This window comes from Blautia schinkii, assembly GCF_013304825.1.
Lineage (GTDB): Bacteria > Bacillota > Clostridia > Lachnospirales > Lachnospiraceae > Blautia_A > Blautia_A schinkii_B.
Genome location: NZ_JAAWUO010000014.1, coordinates 38,722 through 52,722 on the forward strand (window position 1 = coordinate 38,722; position 14,001 = coordinate 52,722).

13 protein-coding genes are annotated in these 14,001 nt (G+C 45.7%); 1 reads left to right on the forward strand and 12 read right to left on the reverse strand.

Translation table 11 applies throughout. From position 1 onward, the window contains the following. Positions 1-55: 55 nt before the first annotated feature. The 12 genes from HFM85_RS11515 to trpE form a co-directional block, all read right to left on the reverse strand. Positions 56-235 (reverse strand): hypothetical protein, encoded by a 180-nt coding sequence (locus tag HFM85_RS11515; RefSeq protein WP_173738260.1) that lies wholly within the window; start codon positions 233-235, stop codon positions 56-58. A 418-nt stretch (positions 236-653) separates the two neighbouring features. Then, the gene (locus HFM85_RS11520; protein ID WP_173738261.1) at positions 654-2,132 is read right to left on the reverse strand and encodes an APC family permease; all 1,479 of its coding nucleotides are present in this window, start codon (positions 2,130-2,132) and stop codon (positions 654-656) included. Positions 2,133-2,233: 101 nt separating this feature from the next. Next, entirely contained in the window at positions 2,234-3,016 is a 783-nt protein-coding gene (gene eutC, locus HFM85_RS11525) for an ethanolamine ammonia-lyase subunit EutC (RefSeq protein ID WP_173738262.1), read from the reverse strand. Positions 3,017-3,037: 21 nt separating this feature from the next. After that, a complete protein-coding gene (locus HFM85_RS11530; protein ID WP_173738263.1) occupies positions 3,038-4,411 on the reverse strand; it encodes an ethanolamine ammonia-lyase subunit EutB in 1,374 nt (457 codons plus the stop codon). A gap of 9 nt (positions 4,412-4,420) precedes the next feature. Continuing rightward, the gene (locus HFM85_RS11535; protein WP_173738264.1) at positions 4,421-5,857 is read right to left on the reverse strand and encodes an ethanolamine ammonia-lyase reactivating factor EutA; all 1,437 of its coding nucleotides are present in this window, start codon (positions 5,855-5,857) and stop codon (positions 4,421-4,423) included. Positions 5,858-6,138: 281 nt separating this feature from the next. After that, complete coding sequence (gene trpA, locus HFM85_RS11540) at positions 6,139-6,921, reverse strand: tryptophan synthase subunit alpha (protein WP_173738265.1); 783 nt, start codon at positions 6,919-6,921, stop codon at positions 6,139-6,141. After that, positions 6,914-8,098: a tryptophan synthase subunit beta gene (trpB, locus tag HFM85_RS11545; protein ID WP_173738266.1), complete on the reverse strand. Its 1,185-nt coding sequence runs from the start codon at positions 8,096-8,098 to the stop codon at positions 6,914-6,916. Before trpB ends, trpA begins: the two co-directional genes overlap by 8 nt. Position 8,099: 1 nt before the next feature. Next, positions 8,100-8,747, reverse strand: a complete 648-nt coding sequence (locus tag HFM85_RS11550) for a phosphoribosylanthranilate isomerase (protein ID WP_173738267.1) — start codon at positions 8,745-8,747, stop codon at positions 8,100-8,102. Between the two features lie 107 nt (positions 8,748-8,854). Beyond that, on the reverse strand, positions 8,855-9,649 hold the full coding sequence (gene trpC, locus HFM85_RS11555) for an indole-3-glycerol phosphate synthase TrpC (protein WP_173738268.1): 795 nt from the start codon (positions 9,647-9,649) through the stop codon (positions 8,855-8,857). 29 nt (positions 9,650-9,678) lie between these two features. Next, positions 9,679-10,692, reverse strand: a complete 1,014-nt coding sequence (trpD, locus tag HFM85_RS11560) for an anthranilate phosphoribosyltransferase (RefSeq protein ID WP_173738269.1) — start codon at positions 10,690-10,692, stop codon at positions 9,679-9,681. 57 nt (positions 10,693-10,749) lie between these two features. Further along, complete coding sequence (locus HFM85_RS11565; protein WP_173738270.1) at positions 10,750-11,328, reverse strand: anthranilate synthase component II; 579 nt, start codon at positions 11,326-11,328, stop codon at positions 10,750-10,752. Then, a complete protein-coding gene (gene trpE / locus HFM85_RS11570) occupies positions 11,325-12,812 on the reverse strand; it encodes an anthranilate synthase component I (protein WP_173738271.1) in 1,488 nt (495 codons plus the stop codon). Before trpE ends, HFM85_RS11565 begins: the two co-directional genes overlap by 4 nt. 511 nt (positions 12,813-13,323) lie before the next feature. Between trpE and HFM85_RS11575 the strand changes: the two genes are divergently transcribed. Then, a complete protein-coding gene (locus tag HFM85_RS11575) occupies positions 13,324-14,001 on the forward strand; it encodes a GTP pyrophosphokinase (protein ID WP_119238747.1) in 678 nt (225 codons plus the stop codon).

Here is a 14,001-nt window from a genome sequence, read left to right on the forward strand (position 1 = left end):
TCATATAAAAACTGCCAGAGTACAGTACCTGAAAATACTGTCCCCTGGCTTTTTTTTAATTACCGCTTCCTGTGCGGAAGTTTACTTTCTTCTGTATCTGATGAGCCATCCCATAACCATAAGTTCCATAAACGCCCGTATGCCAGCCCTTCGCCTGGCCTTCCGGATCGTAATGATAACTATGTCTGGTATATCCATCCCAGGCTCCGTCATCTGCTTGATAACGGGGCAGCATTCTTTTTGTGTCCTTTAAATTATTTTTTCTGTAATTTCAATACTTCCTCAATCGGTAATCCCGAGAACTTGGAAATATCTTCTGTAGAAAATCTTGGATTTTCCAACATTGACTGTGCGGTAAGCAAAGCCTGTTCCTGAAGACTTCTTGGAGCTGTCCAAGAGTCCGTTCCGAAATATACGACTACCGTTATGACTGGTATCAGCCGATCATTACTGTAAAATCCGGTAAGATATTCTCCGGAAGTAGGGGCCCGTTGATCGGCTTCTCTGTGTGATCTTTGGTGATTGTATCCTCGGTACCCACAGGTTTCGTCACCTTTGATCTTGTTATGTAATCAGATGCTATTTTCTATCTGATTCACATACAGCGTAACATAGTTTTCCCTTTCTGAAAAGGATAATATTTCCCAACCTTATCAGAAAATGATCGGTATTATATAGATTCCAAGTGCTATAACAGTTGCAATTACAGTAGCAATTTTCCAGATATTATATTCTTTGTCCATTTTGGCTTTTTCTTCTGGTGATGGCTCTTCGATGGTTCCGATTTCTTCTTCAATGCTTGGTATCTTATTTTCATGTTTTCTTGTAAAGATCGCCCAGTAAATGATTGCTGCGACTGTTACGACTCCTGATGTGATAAGAGCTACTTTGTCTGCAAAGATCAGCATAAATGCGTAGATCACAATGGTAAAAATACAGCCAAATTTTCCGCCTGGAGCTACATATGGACGTTTCATATCCGGGCAGTGTTTCTTAAGTCCCAGATAAGCCAGACAGCCGATGATGTAGCAAAGCGCCAGTGAGATCAGTGATACGGATGCAATATAGTTGATGGATCCTGTTGCAATCAGGATAATGTTGATGATACCTACAACAAGAACTGCCATGTACGGTGTTTTGTATTTTGGATGTACTTTGCAGAGGAATGACGGCAATGATTTATCTTCAGCCATTGTGTAAATGTATCTGGCCGGTGCTGCAATTCCAGGGTTAATGGTGGAAAGGTCGCCGCCAAATGCAATACCGATGCAAAGAAGAATGATCGGAAAACCGACAAGTCCGGCTGCTTTCAAGCCTTCTGCATAAGGTGCATCAGCAACTGCAAGCAGATGATAATAGTTATGCGGTACAAGACCTACAAGAAACCACTGGAACAGTGCGTTGCACACAAATACAAGAAATACGGAAATTTTTAATGCTCGCGGCAGTGTATACTGCGGATATTTTGTCTCGGCTCCCATGGATACGCAGGTTTCAAAACCTGTGTAGCACCACCATACAAGACCGAAAATGTACATCATTTCTTTGAATGGCGGCAGGGAATCCATTGCAATGCCTCCGAAATATTCCAGATGGATCTTCGGAATCATGTACAGGAACCATGCAATGGCACAGCCCCAGAAAAAGAAGATAAATCCTGTCTGAGCTTTGCCTGACATCTCAATTCCCTTAAAGTTCAGTACCAGAAAAAACAGTACCAGGATAATGGCAATGATACGAGAATCCACGCCTTCCAGGTTGATTCCAAACTGTCCGAACAGTATCTTGAAATAGTTGGAAAATGCAAGTGTCTCACCAGCTCCGATACCAACAACGGAAATGATGTAATGCCAACCTGCAAGGTTAGCCCATACACGGTTCAGGCCACGTTTTGCATAGTTGTAAGTTCCTCCTGCACAAGGCAGTGCAGCTGACATCTCACCGTAAATCAGGCATGGCCAGACTGAGATCAGAAGTGCCAGAAATGTGATCACGATGATCCATGATCCTACGTGTCCGATCTGAGCTGATCCGCATGTAAAAAGTCCTACACCGACAACCGTTCCGATGGTCATGCTGATAGATTCTTTCAGGCCCAGGGCCCGGACTAACTGTGTTTCGTTTTTTTCCATAATGTTGCTCCTCCTTTGTTCCCTCGTGCTTCAATAATAAAGTCTTTTTATATGAAGAAAAGGAGCCCGGATTTTTTTCATTCCGTGCTCCTTTGCAACCGTTACTCTGCGTTTGAAAATTCAACGCCGCTTTTCTTTTTTTCAAGGATCTGTGTGATCAGATCAACGATATGTGCTGCCGCCTCTACCGGCGGCACTCCGTGCCTGCTGATGTTGGAAACAACTGTGTATTCCGATTCCAGCATATCCGGCCTTGCATGATAGGCAATGTAAGCTGACATGCTTTCTGAAGTGAGAAGTCCGGGCCGTTCTCCAATTAAAACACAGGTAACTTCTGCTCCCAGAAGAGGCCCTATCGTCCTTGCGGTATTAACTCTGCAGTACCGTACAAAAAATGGTGTTCCCACTGTGATACCTCTGTCTTCCAGACCCATTTTTATGGTAGGAAAAAGATCCGGGATATTGGCTGCGATAGATGGTGAACAGAGTCCGTCACCAAAATAAATCTGGACTTTTGGATTATGTACACAGTTTTCGGAGATCTTTTTCCGGGCATCCGGAAGAAAAATCCTTCCCCAGTCAGGCCGCAGCAGCATCTCGTGCTTGTCAGAACATTTTGTACGTACTTCAAAAACTCCCAGTTCTTTTACAACTTCCTCGGGTACTTCATTGAATACTGCATCATTGGCAGCTGCATGAGAAGCCAGAAAACGAAGCTGTGCTTCTGTTGTATATCTTGGACCGCAATGGCCGATTCCAATTCTTGCAGGAGTGGCATGTTTCATTTTCCACATTTCCTTGAGATTATGGGGATGATCTACCTGCATGTAATCCATAATATCTGTTGCTGTAATATCTCTTAAACATCCTGCTGCACTGCTCATATCCTGCACCTCCTGTTTATTCTATCTCATATCAAAAAACATGGACGGGTCTCCGGCATTTTTTCCCAGATGACCGTTTTCCCAGAATCCTCTTTTTTCCAACCATTCCCTGAATTCCGGAATGGGCTGTTTTTTCAGAAGCTGGCGTACACTTGCCACGTCGTGATAACTGGTAGACTGATACATCAGCATAATATCATCTGCCTGCGGAAGTCCCATTACATAATGGACACCTGCTGTTCCAAGAAGCGTAAGGATCGTCTCCGAATCGTTCTGGTCTGTTGGCATGTGGTTTGTATAGCAGACATCACATCCCATGGGAAGCCCGTGGAGATGTCCGCAGAACACATCTTCCAATGCTGCCCTTGTCAGCTGCTTGGTGTCATAGATGTATTCCGGTCCCATGAAACCTACTACTGTATTGATCAGAAATGGATGGTAATGTCTTGCCAGACCGTAGCACCTGCATTCCATTGTCTGCTGATCTGCTCCGAAAGCTGCGGAAGAGGAAAGCTCTGAACCCTGTCCTGTCTCAAAATACATTACATTCGGTCCTTTTGCATGGCCTCTGTCTTTAAAAAGTGCGTCTGCTTCTTCCAGCATGAAAGTCGTCACTCCAAATGCGGACAATGCTGCTTCTGATCCTGCAATGGACTGGAAACAGAGATCTGCACTTCCCTGTCCGGATCGTAATGCCTCCATCTGGGTTGTCACATGGGAAAGAACACATGTCTGAGTCGGAATCTCATATTTATCACGTATATCTCCAAGTACTTTCCAGATGGCCAGTGTGCTGTCCACGGTATCAATTGCCGGATTCAGACCGATCACTGCATCACCGGAACCGTAGCTTAAACCTTCCAGAGTACTTGCCGCAACGCCCTCTGCATCATCTACCGGGTGGTTTGGCTGAAGTCTTGCTGCCAGAACATTTTCACCTCCAATGGTTGTGTTGCAGGTAGCTGTGATATGAAGCTTGCTTCCTGCAAGGATCATATCCATATTTCCCATGATCTTGGAAATTCCGGCGATCACTTCACTTGTCATTCCTCTGGACGCCCGCAGGATCATTTCACTTGTTGTGCTGTCACTTAAGATCCACTCCCTCATTTCCTGGATGGTTTTTCCCTTGATTTCCGCATATACTTGCTCATCAATATCGTCCTGGATGATCCTTGTTACTGCATCTTCTTCATACGGGACAGAAGGATGATTCCGGATATCTGCCACTGTCAACTGTCCAAGAACTTCTTTTGCTGCAATTCGCTCCAACGTACTTCCGGCACATACACCGGCAAGTTCATCACCCGATTTTTTCTCGCTTGCTTTCGCAAGAAGTTCTTTTACATCTTTAAATTCATATGTCTGACCCAGCATTACTGTTTTTAATATCATTCTCAACACCTACCCGTTAAATATTAAAGTTTTTACAACTGCCGGAATTACAGTTCCTGATGCTACCGGCTCTCCCAGATCAATGAAGTCTCCACTTTCACAGTGGATCCCGTCAATACAGATAATATCCCGCTTTCCCTTCAGCCTGTGCCCCAGAGCCTGACCTACTGCTTTTCCGATGTCTTCTTCAAACACTACGATCAGCGGCTGCTTTTCCCTGCATTCTTTTTCATACTGGGAAACGATCTTCTCCGCGATCTCCTGTACCTGTTTAAAAGACGGGCATTTCAGACCTTTCATGGATATGGCTGTCTGGCGGTCTTCTGACTGTTTTTCCATGTAAAGCTGCATCTCTCTGTAAATGTTTTTGTCCAGATCCGGGATATCCTCCGGTCTTTCCAGCAACGGCCGGACTACCGGGATATTTTTCATTGGAAAAAGATCTGCCGTATATTCAATGGTACTGCCTGAAATATCCATGCTGTAATTTCCGGCTCCGATCACTGTAGCCCGCATGGTCTCTCTGGCATTTCTCACGTCCGCACTCTGAAATGAAGGATTTTTCCTGATGGCCTGAGCCAGGAGTATACCGATATCTCCATATCGGAAAACATCTTCCTCTTCCCCGAAACATGCTGCTACGCCTCCTGAAAAAGTAAGGATCTCCGGTTTCTTCCGGCAGCTGATCAGATGATTGGCTTTCATATGTTCCAGAAGATCCTGCTGTGTTTCGGATATTCCATTTATGCCTACTGACTGTGCCAGGATCTCTGCCATGGCATCTGTCAGAGTTCGTAAGCCTCTTTCTTCAGCTCGCTTTCCTTCTCTGATGTCAAGTTTCATTTTATCTGCCAGCCACCGGATCTTCGGTGCCACATATGTAAGAAACCCATCCTGTATCTGTACCAGCCTTCCGCCGATATCCAGACATGCGGTGTCAAGCATATGTCCGTTTTCAAAAAAACAGATGTTACTGGTTCCGCCTCCGATGTCCAGATTCGCCACAATACTTCCGGTATCCTTTGAAAGCTGTGCTGCACCTGAGCCTTTTCCCGCAAGAACAGATTCCAGATCTGCACCAGCCGTAGCAACTACGAAATCTCCTGCAATTCCTGAGATAGCTTTTACCACATCTTCCGCATTTTTCTTTCTGGAGGATTCACCTGTAATAATCACTGCTCCTGTACTGAGATCTGAAGCCTTGATCCCTGCTTTTTTATATTCTCCGTCGATAATATCATGAACCTTTTCTCCGTCGATCTCATCTCTGGACAGAAGCGGTGTGAAATATACCTTGCTTCTGTAGAACACATCCTTCGATATCACTTTGATCTGCGGGATTCTGCCGAATCCGCCTGTATTCTGCAAGAGCATGCGGCTGAAAACCAACTGCGTGGTGGATGTTCCGATATCAATTCCTGCACTCAGGATTTCCTCTTCTTTCACAGTTTCACCTCCCTGATCTGTCCCAGAAAACCTTAACGCTGATCTTATACGTAAAAAGAGCACCAGCCTTAGGCTGATGCTCCGTTGCATATTCTCTGATTACTGTTCATTCATTTTTATGTCTTTCAAGAAAGTAACTGCATTATAGCATAGCATTTCCTAACCTGCAATTTGATTTTTTCACAAAATCAGAGAACATTTTTCATATTTTTTTGTAATATCATGACAAATTGTACTTTTTTATTAAATTATACTATTCCAGAAATATTTTCCGAATTTTCTCACTCTAGACCACGAATTGCATCCTTCATCTCTTTCACATAATCCTTAACTTTCGGCACACAATCCTTGCCGTAAGCTCCGCAAAGCTTTACAATGGCAGATCCTACAATGGCTCCGTCGGACTGGTCAGCCATCTTTTTTGCCTGCTCCGGGGTGGAGATTCCGAATCCTACTGCACATGGGATGTCTTTCTGGGCTTTTACCAGCTTCACCATGGCTCCGATATCTGTGGTAATGTTGGTACGCATTCCTGTTACTCCAAGGGAAGATACGCAGTAAACAAAGCCTTCTGCTTCTTTGGCGATCATGGCGATTCTCTCATGGGAGGTCGGTGCGATCAGGGAGATCAGGTCAAGACCGTACTGTTTGCACACAACGTCGAACTCTTCTTTTTCCTCAAAAGGAACATCCGGAAGGATCAGTCCGTCCATTCCAGCTTCTGCTGCACGCTTGATGAAACGCTCTGTTCCGTAGGAAAATACTACGTTTGCGTAGGTCATGAATACCATTGGGATTTTTGTGTTTTTACGGATTTTTTCTACCATTGCAAAAACTTTATCTGTAGTCACGCCGCCTGCAAGTGCGCGGACATTGGCCTCCTGGATCACAGGCCCTTCTGCTGTGGGATCAGAGAACGGGATTCCAAGCTCGATCAGATCTGCTCCGGCTTCCTCCATTGCATAAACCAGCTGTTCTGTTATCTCCAGAGACGGATCTCCACAGGTTAAAAAAGGAATAAATGCTTTTCCGTTTGCAAATGCTTCTGTAATTCTCTTATTCATGAATATCCTCCCCTCTGTAGCGGGCGATCGCCGCACAGTCCTTATCTCCACGTCCTGAAATGGTAACTACCATGATCTTGTCTTTTCCAAGTGTCGGTGCGATCTTTTTCGCATAGGCCACTGCGTGAGCACTTTCGATCGCAGGGATGATTCCTTCTGTTCTGGAAAGATACTCAAAAGCATCTACTGCCTCGTCGTCTGTTACAGGCACGTATTCTGCTCTTCCGATATCATAAAGGTGTGCATGCTCCGGTCCTACTCCCGGGTAATCCAGACCTGCGGAAATAGAGTATACCGGTGCGATCTGACCGTATTCATCCTGGCAGAAATAGGATTTCATGCCGTGGAAGATTCCAAGGTGGCCTGTTGCAATGGTTGCTGCTGTCTCGGCTGTATTCACGCCACGTCCTGCTGCCTCACAGCCGATAAGACGAACATCTTTATCCTCAATGAAATTATAGAAGGTTCCGATGGCATTGGAGCCGCCGCCTACGCAGGCCAGAACAACATCCGGAAGTCTGCCCTCTTTTTCCAGCATCTGCTCTTTAATCTCCTTGGAGATCACTGCCTGGAAATCACGGACGATGGTCGGGAACGGATGTGGTCCCATAACAGATCCCAGTACATAGTGGGTATCTGAGATACGGTTTGTCCACTCACGCATTGTCTCGGAAACAGCATCTTTTAAGGTTGCTGTTCCACTTGTAACTGCATGGACTTTTGCTCCGAGGAGACGCATTTTATATACGTTCAGAGCCTGACGTTCCGTGTCTTCTTTTCCCATGAAAACCTCGCACTCCATACCCATTAAAGCTGCTGCTGTTGCGGTTGCAACACCATGCTGGCCGGCTCCTGTCTCTGCGATGACACGCGTCTTGCCCATTTTTTTTGCAAGAAGTACCTGTCCCAGAACGTTATTGATCTTGTGGGCTCCTGTGTGGTTTAAGTCTTCTCTTTTCAGATAGATCTTTGCTCCGCCAAGGTCCTCGGTCATATGTGCCGCATAGTAAAGACGGGATGGTCTTCCTGCATATTCATTTAGAAGCTCTGTGAGCTCACGGTTGAATTCCGGGTCGTTTTTGTAATGGTTGTATGCTTCCTCAAGCTCCAGAACGGCGTTCATCAGTGTTTCCGGGATGTACTGTCCGCCATGGATGCCGAATCTTCCTTTTGACATGTTATATTTCCTCCTTTATGTTCCTCACGGTCTGTACCGCTTTTAATATTTTATTCGGGTCTTTGTGACCGTCGGTTTCCACGCTACTGCTTAAATCTACTGCCCAGGGATGAAACAGATGTATGGCTGTTTCCAGATTGTCACAGCCCAGGCCTCCGGCCAGAAACCAGGGACGTTTGATCGCCGGTACCAGACTCCAGTCGAAAGTTTCTCCTGTTCCTCCTGCGCCCTGATCCAGAAGAATATAGTCTGCTTCCGAACAGATCGCTTTCTTTATATCTGCTTCTGTTTTTATGGAAAAAGCCTTTATCAGAAGCTGGTCTGTCATGGTCTTAAGCTGTCTTATATAATTCTCGTCTTCCTGTCCGTGAAGCTGTGCCAGTGCAATGGTTCCTTCGTTTAAAAGCTGTGCGGGAAGCTCCACCGGTGCATTGACGAATACGCCTACCGGCAAAATACTCTCATCCAGTTCTTTCCGAAGAGTCTTCAGCCGGTCCACTGTGACGTTTCTCCTGCTTTTCGGGAATTCTACAATGAATCCACAGAAGTCCGGTTTGGCCTGGTTCACTGCCTGGATGTCTTCCGGGCGGGTGAGACCGCAGATCTTGATTCTGGTTCTGCTCCCATGTTTCAACTGTTGTTCTCTCATATTCAGCCAATCCTGCCCTTTCTGTCTGACCCTGCACCTTCCTGTTTCGTTACTGTTTGCTGTTGATCAGCTCTGTTACTTATTTGCTCTATTCTTTCGTTTGACCTTTATACAAGTGCTCCGCCATTCAGCTTTTCCAGTGCCGCTTTCTTATCCGCGCTTCGCATCAGGGTCTCACCGATCAGGACTGCCCCTACCCGGTTTCTTTCCAGAATAGCGATATCTCCTGCGTTTTTGATTCCGCTTTCTGAAACGAACACTACATTATCCGGTGCCAGATTTCTCAGACGGATGCTGTTATTCATATCAACATTAAAGGTTTTCAGATCACGGTTATTGACTCCGACGATCTTTGCACCTGCTTTTAATGCTCTTGCTACTTCTTCCTCGTCGTGGGTTTCCACCAGTGCATCCATTCCCAGAGCTTCTGCCAGCTCCCTGTATTCCAGGAGTTCCTGATCATTTAAGATGGCGCAAATCAGAAGCACTGCCGATGCGCCGAATGCTTTTGCCTGATAGATCATATACTTATCCACCGTAAAATCCTTTCGGAGTACCGGGATATCCACCGTTTCTGTGATCTCACGGAGATAAGCGTCACTTCCCATAAAGTAAAATGGCTCCGTGAGACAGGAAATTGCAGATGCACCTGCTGCCTCGTATTCTTTCGCGATTTCCAGATATGGAAAATCCGGTGCGATCAGTCCTTTGGACGGGGAAGCTTTTTTTACTTCGCAGATGTAAGACATACCCGTTTTTTTCAGTGCTTCCAGAAAGGATGGCTGCTGCGGTGCTTTTTCAGCCAGGGCTTTCAGCTGATCCAGAGGGAACTGAAGTTTTTCCTTCCGGATACGTTCTCTTGTTTTTTCTGCGATTTCTTCCAGAATGTTTTTTTCGCTCATTCTTTGTTTCTCTCCTGACGCTATTATCTTTAAATCTCGTTACTTAATTTGATGAATTCCTCAAGTTTAGCTACAGCAGCACCACTGTCGATCAGGTTTTCAGCCATCTTCACGCCATCTTCTATAGTCTTCGCTTTTCCTGCGATATAAAGTGCTGCGCCTGCGTTCATGCACACAGCCTGACGCTTCGCTCCTTTTTCGGTTCCGTTTACAATAGCTTTTGTGATCTCTGCGTTCTCTGCCGGTGTGCCACCTGCCAGTTCTTCTTTGCTGCAGCGTGTGTAGCCGAACTGCTCCGGTGTGATCTCATAGGACTGGAACCATCCGTCCTTGATCTCACACACAGAAGTCGGTGCACTCATGGAAATCTCATCCAGCTTATCCTGTCCGAAAACTACCATTCCGCGATTAACGCCAAGTTTCATCATAACCTGTGCAAGCGGCTCTACCAAAGACTGGTCAAAGACTCCCATCAGCTCCATATTTGCGCCAGCCGGGTTGCTTAATGGTCCGAGAATGTTAAATACAGTACGGATTCCAAGCTCTTTACGGATCGGTGCCACATATTTCATTGCAATGTGATAATTCTGTGCGAAAAGGAAGCAGATATTGATCTTTTTCAGGAGCTCTGCACTCTTTTCCGGCGGAATGGTGATCTTTACGCCAAGTGCTTCCAGAACATCTGCTGCGCCGCTCTTGGAGGATGCTGCACGGTTTCCGTGTTTTGCTACCGGAACGCCGCCTGCTGCGATCACAAGAGAAGAGGTTGTGGAAATGTTAAAGGAGTTTGCTCCGTCACCACCGGTTCCTACGATCTCCAGAACATCCATATCGTGGAGAAGCTTGATACAGTGTGCTCTCATACCTGCTGCAGATGCAGTGATCTCATCAATAGTCTCTCCTTTCAGAGAAAGTGCAGTAAGGTAGGATGCCATCTGTACCGGTGTTGCCGCACCGTCCATGATCTCATTCATTACGGCTTCTGCTTCGTCATATGTAAGATCTTCTTTTTTTGAAAGCTTGATGATTGCTTCTTTGATCATTTTTGTTTCCTCCTGTTCTGTAACGATTCTGTCTTTTATGGATTGCCGTTCTCTGTCTTATCTTTCTCTGACAACTTTTATAAAGTTCTCGATCATTGTTTTTCCATCTGGTGTCATAACTGATTCCGGATGGAACTGTAATCCGAAGATCGGATATTCTTTATGTTCCAGTGCCATGACCTCGCCATCCTCAGACTCTGCCGTGACAATGAGCTCTTCTGGTAAGGTATCCCGGATTGCTGCCAGTGAGTGATATCTGGCTGCCGGAAAAGTTTCCGGAAGTCCTTCAAACATCCGGCTCTTTCCAACTTTATGTATTTCTTTCTGCTTTCCATGCATCAGCTCTTTTGCATAGGATACTGTCCCTCCAAAGGCTTCACAGATGGACTGATGTCCAAGGCAGATACCCAGGACCGGCAGCTTGTCTTTGAAATATTTTATGGATTCAATACAGATTCCTGCATCCTCCGGTCTTCCCGGACCAGGGGAAAGGATCAGTGCTTCCGGCTTCATGGCCTCCAGCTCTTTGATGGTCACTTCATCGTTTCTTACTACCCTGATATCCAGCTCCACAGAACCGATCAGCTGGTAAACATTATAGGAAAAGCTATCATAATTATCGATCAGTACTATCATTCCAGTCCCTCCTGTGCAGTTTCAATTGCCTGTACAACGGCTCTTGCCTTATTGCAGCATTCCTGAAATTCACTTTCCGGAACACTGTCTGCCACGATTCCGGCTCCTGACCGGATGCAGATCTCGCCGTTCTTTTTATAAACCAGACGGATGGCAATACATGTATCCAGGTTTCCGGCAAAATCCAGATATCCGATAGCTCCGCCGTAAATGCCTCGCTTGCTCTGTTCCAGTTCCTGGATGATCTGGCAGGCACGGAATTTCGGTGCTCCGGAAAGTGTTCCTGCCGGAAGAATGGCATCTACTCCATCTACAGCGTCTTTATCGTCCCGGATCTGGCCAGTGACTGTGGAACCGATATGCATAACATGGGAAAAACGCTCAATGCACATATATTTTTCTACGTTCACGGTACCGATCTTACTGATCTTTCCGATATCATTTCGACCAAGATCCACCAGCATGTTGTGCTCCGCACGTTCCTTCTCATCAGCCAGGAGTCCTTTTTCCAGTGCCAGGTCTTCTTCTTTTGTCTTGCCTCTTGGTCTTGTTCCTGCCAGCGGGAAGGTACTTAATTCTGTTCCTGCAAGCCTGGCAAGTGTTTCCGGGGAAGCTCCTGCAATCTCAATATCATCACTGGAAAAATAAAACATATACGGTGAAGGATTGGTAGCCCTGAGAACACGGTATGTATCAAAAAGACTTCCCTCCGCTTTCGCTCTCATCGGATTGGAGAGCACCACCTGGAAAATATCTCCTTCGTGGATGTAATGTTTCGCTTTCTCAACCATCTCACAGTATTTTGCTTTCGGAAACTGGGGTTCAATGGAAGATTTCAGCTTCAGTGACGGAAATTCATCCTGCTTTCCATTGCGGATCAGATCTGCCATCTCTTTTAATTTCGCTTCCGCTTTCTGGTAGGAGTTTTCCAGATCATCTGTCATCACTCCTGTAATGAGAAGCACCTTTTGTCTGTAATGGTCAAATGCAATTACCTGGTCAAAAAGCATCAGGTCCATATCACGGAAATCCTGTTCTGTCTCATCTGTAAGATTCAGCTTCGGCTCGCTGTACTTGATGTAGTCGTATGAAAAATATCCTACCAGACCGCCGGTGAAAGTAGGCATATCCTCCAGCACCGGGCTTTTATATTCTTTCAGGATCTTTCGGATGGCATCTCCCGGATGCTTCACCTGCTGTACGGTTTTCTCTTCAGTTCCGTTCTCATGGATCCTGCGGATCTGAAGCTTTCCGTCTGTACAGGTGATCTCCATGGATGGCTCATATCCCAGGAAAGAATACCGCCCCCATACCTCTGTCTGGCTGGCACTTTCCAGAAGATAACAATGTCTGCTGGCTGTGCGTAAGGTCCTCATCACTTCTACCGGTGTGTAGCGGTCGGAATACAGTTCTCTGCATACGGGGATGCGCCGGTATTCGCCTGACTGTGCAATAGTTTTAAGTTGTTCTAATGTTGGATACATATACAGGCCCTCCTGAGTTCTTATCATCTCACCTGCCGGAAGGAAACAGAACATAACGGAAAATTTACATACAAAAATCGCCCGTCTCCGGCAGAATCCAGTTCTGCCAGGGACGAGCGTCAAATTCAAAATCACCCGCGGTGCCACCCTGATTCACGGTTCGATCCGTGCACTTGGCGGAATACCTTCATATTCCCGGCAACTGACGTATGCCTTCACGTCACAGAATACTCGGTATCTACAACACCTTTCCCTGTGCCCTCAGCGGTCCATTTGATAAACTGCCTCTCGATCCGGCTCTCACCCTCCCGGACTCTCTGTGCGCGCATGAATATCTTTATCTCCGCTTCAACGGTTTAATGGTTTACTCGATTAAATTTTTTATATAAAATAGCATAGCTTTTCTGATATGTCAATACAAAAGTTGAAAAAAATGTCATTTTGTCCTATAATTATGTTAGTAAATTTGTCATAAAAATCACAAAAGAAAGGAGCCTATCGTAAAAATACCATGGCTGAAAATAACAAAAACACCTGGCTGGACACACCTGATCCACAGGTTTTTATCAAAAATTCCGCAAGATTCAATGATTTGATGATGATGTACCGCTGTACTGTCCGTGAGGTACGCACCAAGCTGGAAGTCCTCAACGACGAATTCTCACTGGAATATAAACGTAACCCGATCTCCTTCATCAAGACAAGGATCAAAAAGCCGGAAAGTATTTACAAAAAGCTCAAAAAACTCGGCTATGAGTTTACTGCGGAGAATATTCAAAATCAGCTGAATGATGTGGCCGGCATCCGTGTTGTCTGTGCCTTTATCGATGATATCTACACCATTGCAGACCTGATCACCAAACAGGATGACATTACCGTCATTCAGGTAAAGGACTATATCAAAAATCCAAAACCAAACGGCTACCGCAGCTATCACATGATCGTGGAGATTCCTGTGTTCTTCTCCAAGGGAAAAACTCCCATGCGTGCGGAGATTCAGATCCGTACCAATGGAATGGATTTCTGGGCTACTCTGGAACATCAGCTGCGTTACAAACAGAATATTGAAGAAATGGACGGTTATGAAGAGGTCAGCAATGAGCTGCTGAACTGCGCCCGCGCTGTGATCGATATGGATAACGAAATGCAGCGGATCAAAAACAAGATCGGACAGTTCCATGATATTTAA

Excerpts from the sequence above, each read along its gene's own strand:
- trpD (WP_173738269.1), bottom strand. The coding sequence starts at position 10,692 with ATGATCAAAGAAGCAATCATCAAGCTTTCAAAAAAAGAAGATCTTACA.
- HFM85_RS11520 (WP_173738261.1), bottom strand. The coding sequence starts at position 2,132 with ATGGAAAAAAACGAAACACAGTTAGTCCGGGCCCTGGGCCTGAAAGAA.
- trpE (WP_173738271.1), bottom strand. The coding sequence starts at position 12,812 with ATGTATCCAACATTAGAACAACTTAAAACTATTGCACAGTCAGGCGAA.
- HFM85_RS11565 (WP_173738270.1), bottom strand. The coding sequence starts at position 11,328 with ATGATAGTACTGATCGATAATTATGATAGCTTTTCCTATAATGTTTAC.
- eutC (WP_173738262.1), bottom strand. The coding sequence starts at position 3,016 with ATGAGCAGTGCAGCAGGATGTTTAAGAGATATTACAGCAACAGATATT.
- HFM85_RS11530 (WP_173738263.1), bottom strand. The coding sequence starts at position 4,411 with ATGATATTAAAAACAGTAATGCTGGGTCAGACATATGAATTTAAAGAT.
- HFM85_RS11550 (WP_173738267.1), bottom strand. The coding sequence starts at position 8,747 with ATGAGAGAACAACAGTTGAAACATGGGAGCAGAACCAGAATCAAGATC.
- trpC (WP_173738268.1), bottom strand. The coding sequence starts at position 9,649 with ATGAGCGAAAAAAACATTCTGGAAGAAATCGCAGAAAAAACAAGAGAA.
- HFM85_RS11515 (WP_173738260.1), bottom strand. The coding sequence starts at position 235 with ATGCTGCCCCGTTATCAAGCAGATGACGGAGCCTGGGATGGATATACC.
- trpB (WP_173738266.1), bottom strand. The coding sequence starts at position 8,098 with ATGTCAAAAGGAAGATTCGGCATCCATGGCGGACAGTACATCCCGGAA.
- trpA (WP_173738265.1), bottom strand. The coding sequence starts at position 6,921 with ATGAATAAGAGAATTACAGAAGCATTTGCAAACGGAAAAGCATTTATT.
- HFM85_RS11575 (WP_119238747.1), top strand. The coding sequence starts at position 13,324 with ATGGCTGAAAATAACAAAAACACCTGGCTGGACACACCTGATCCACAG.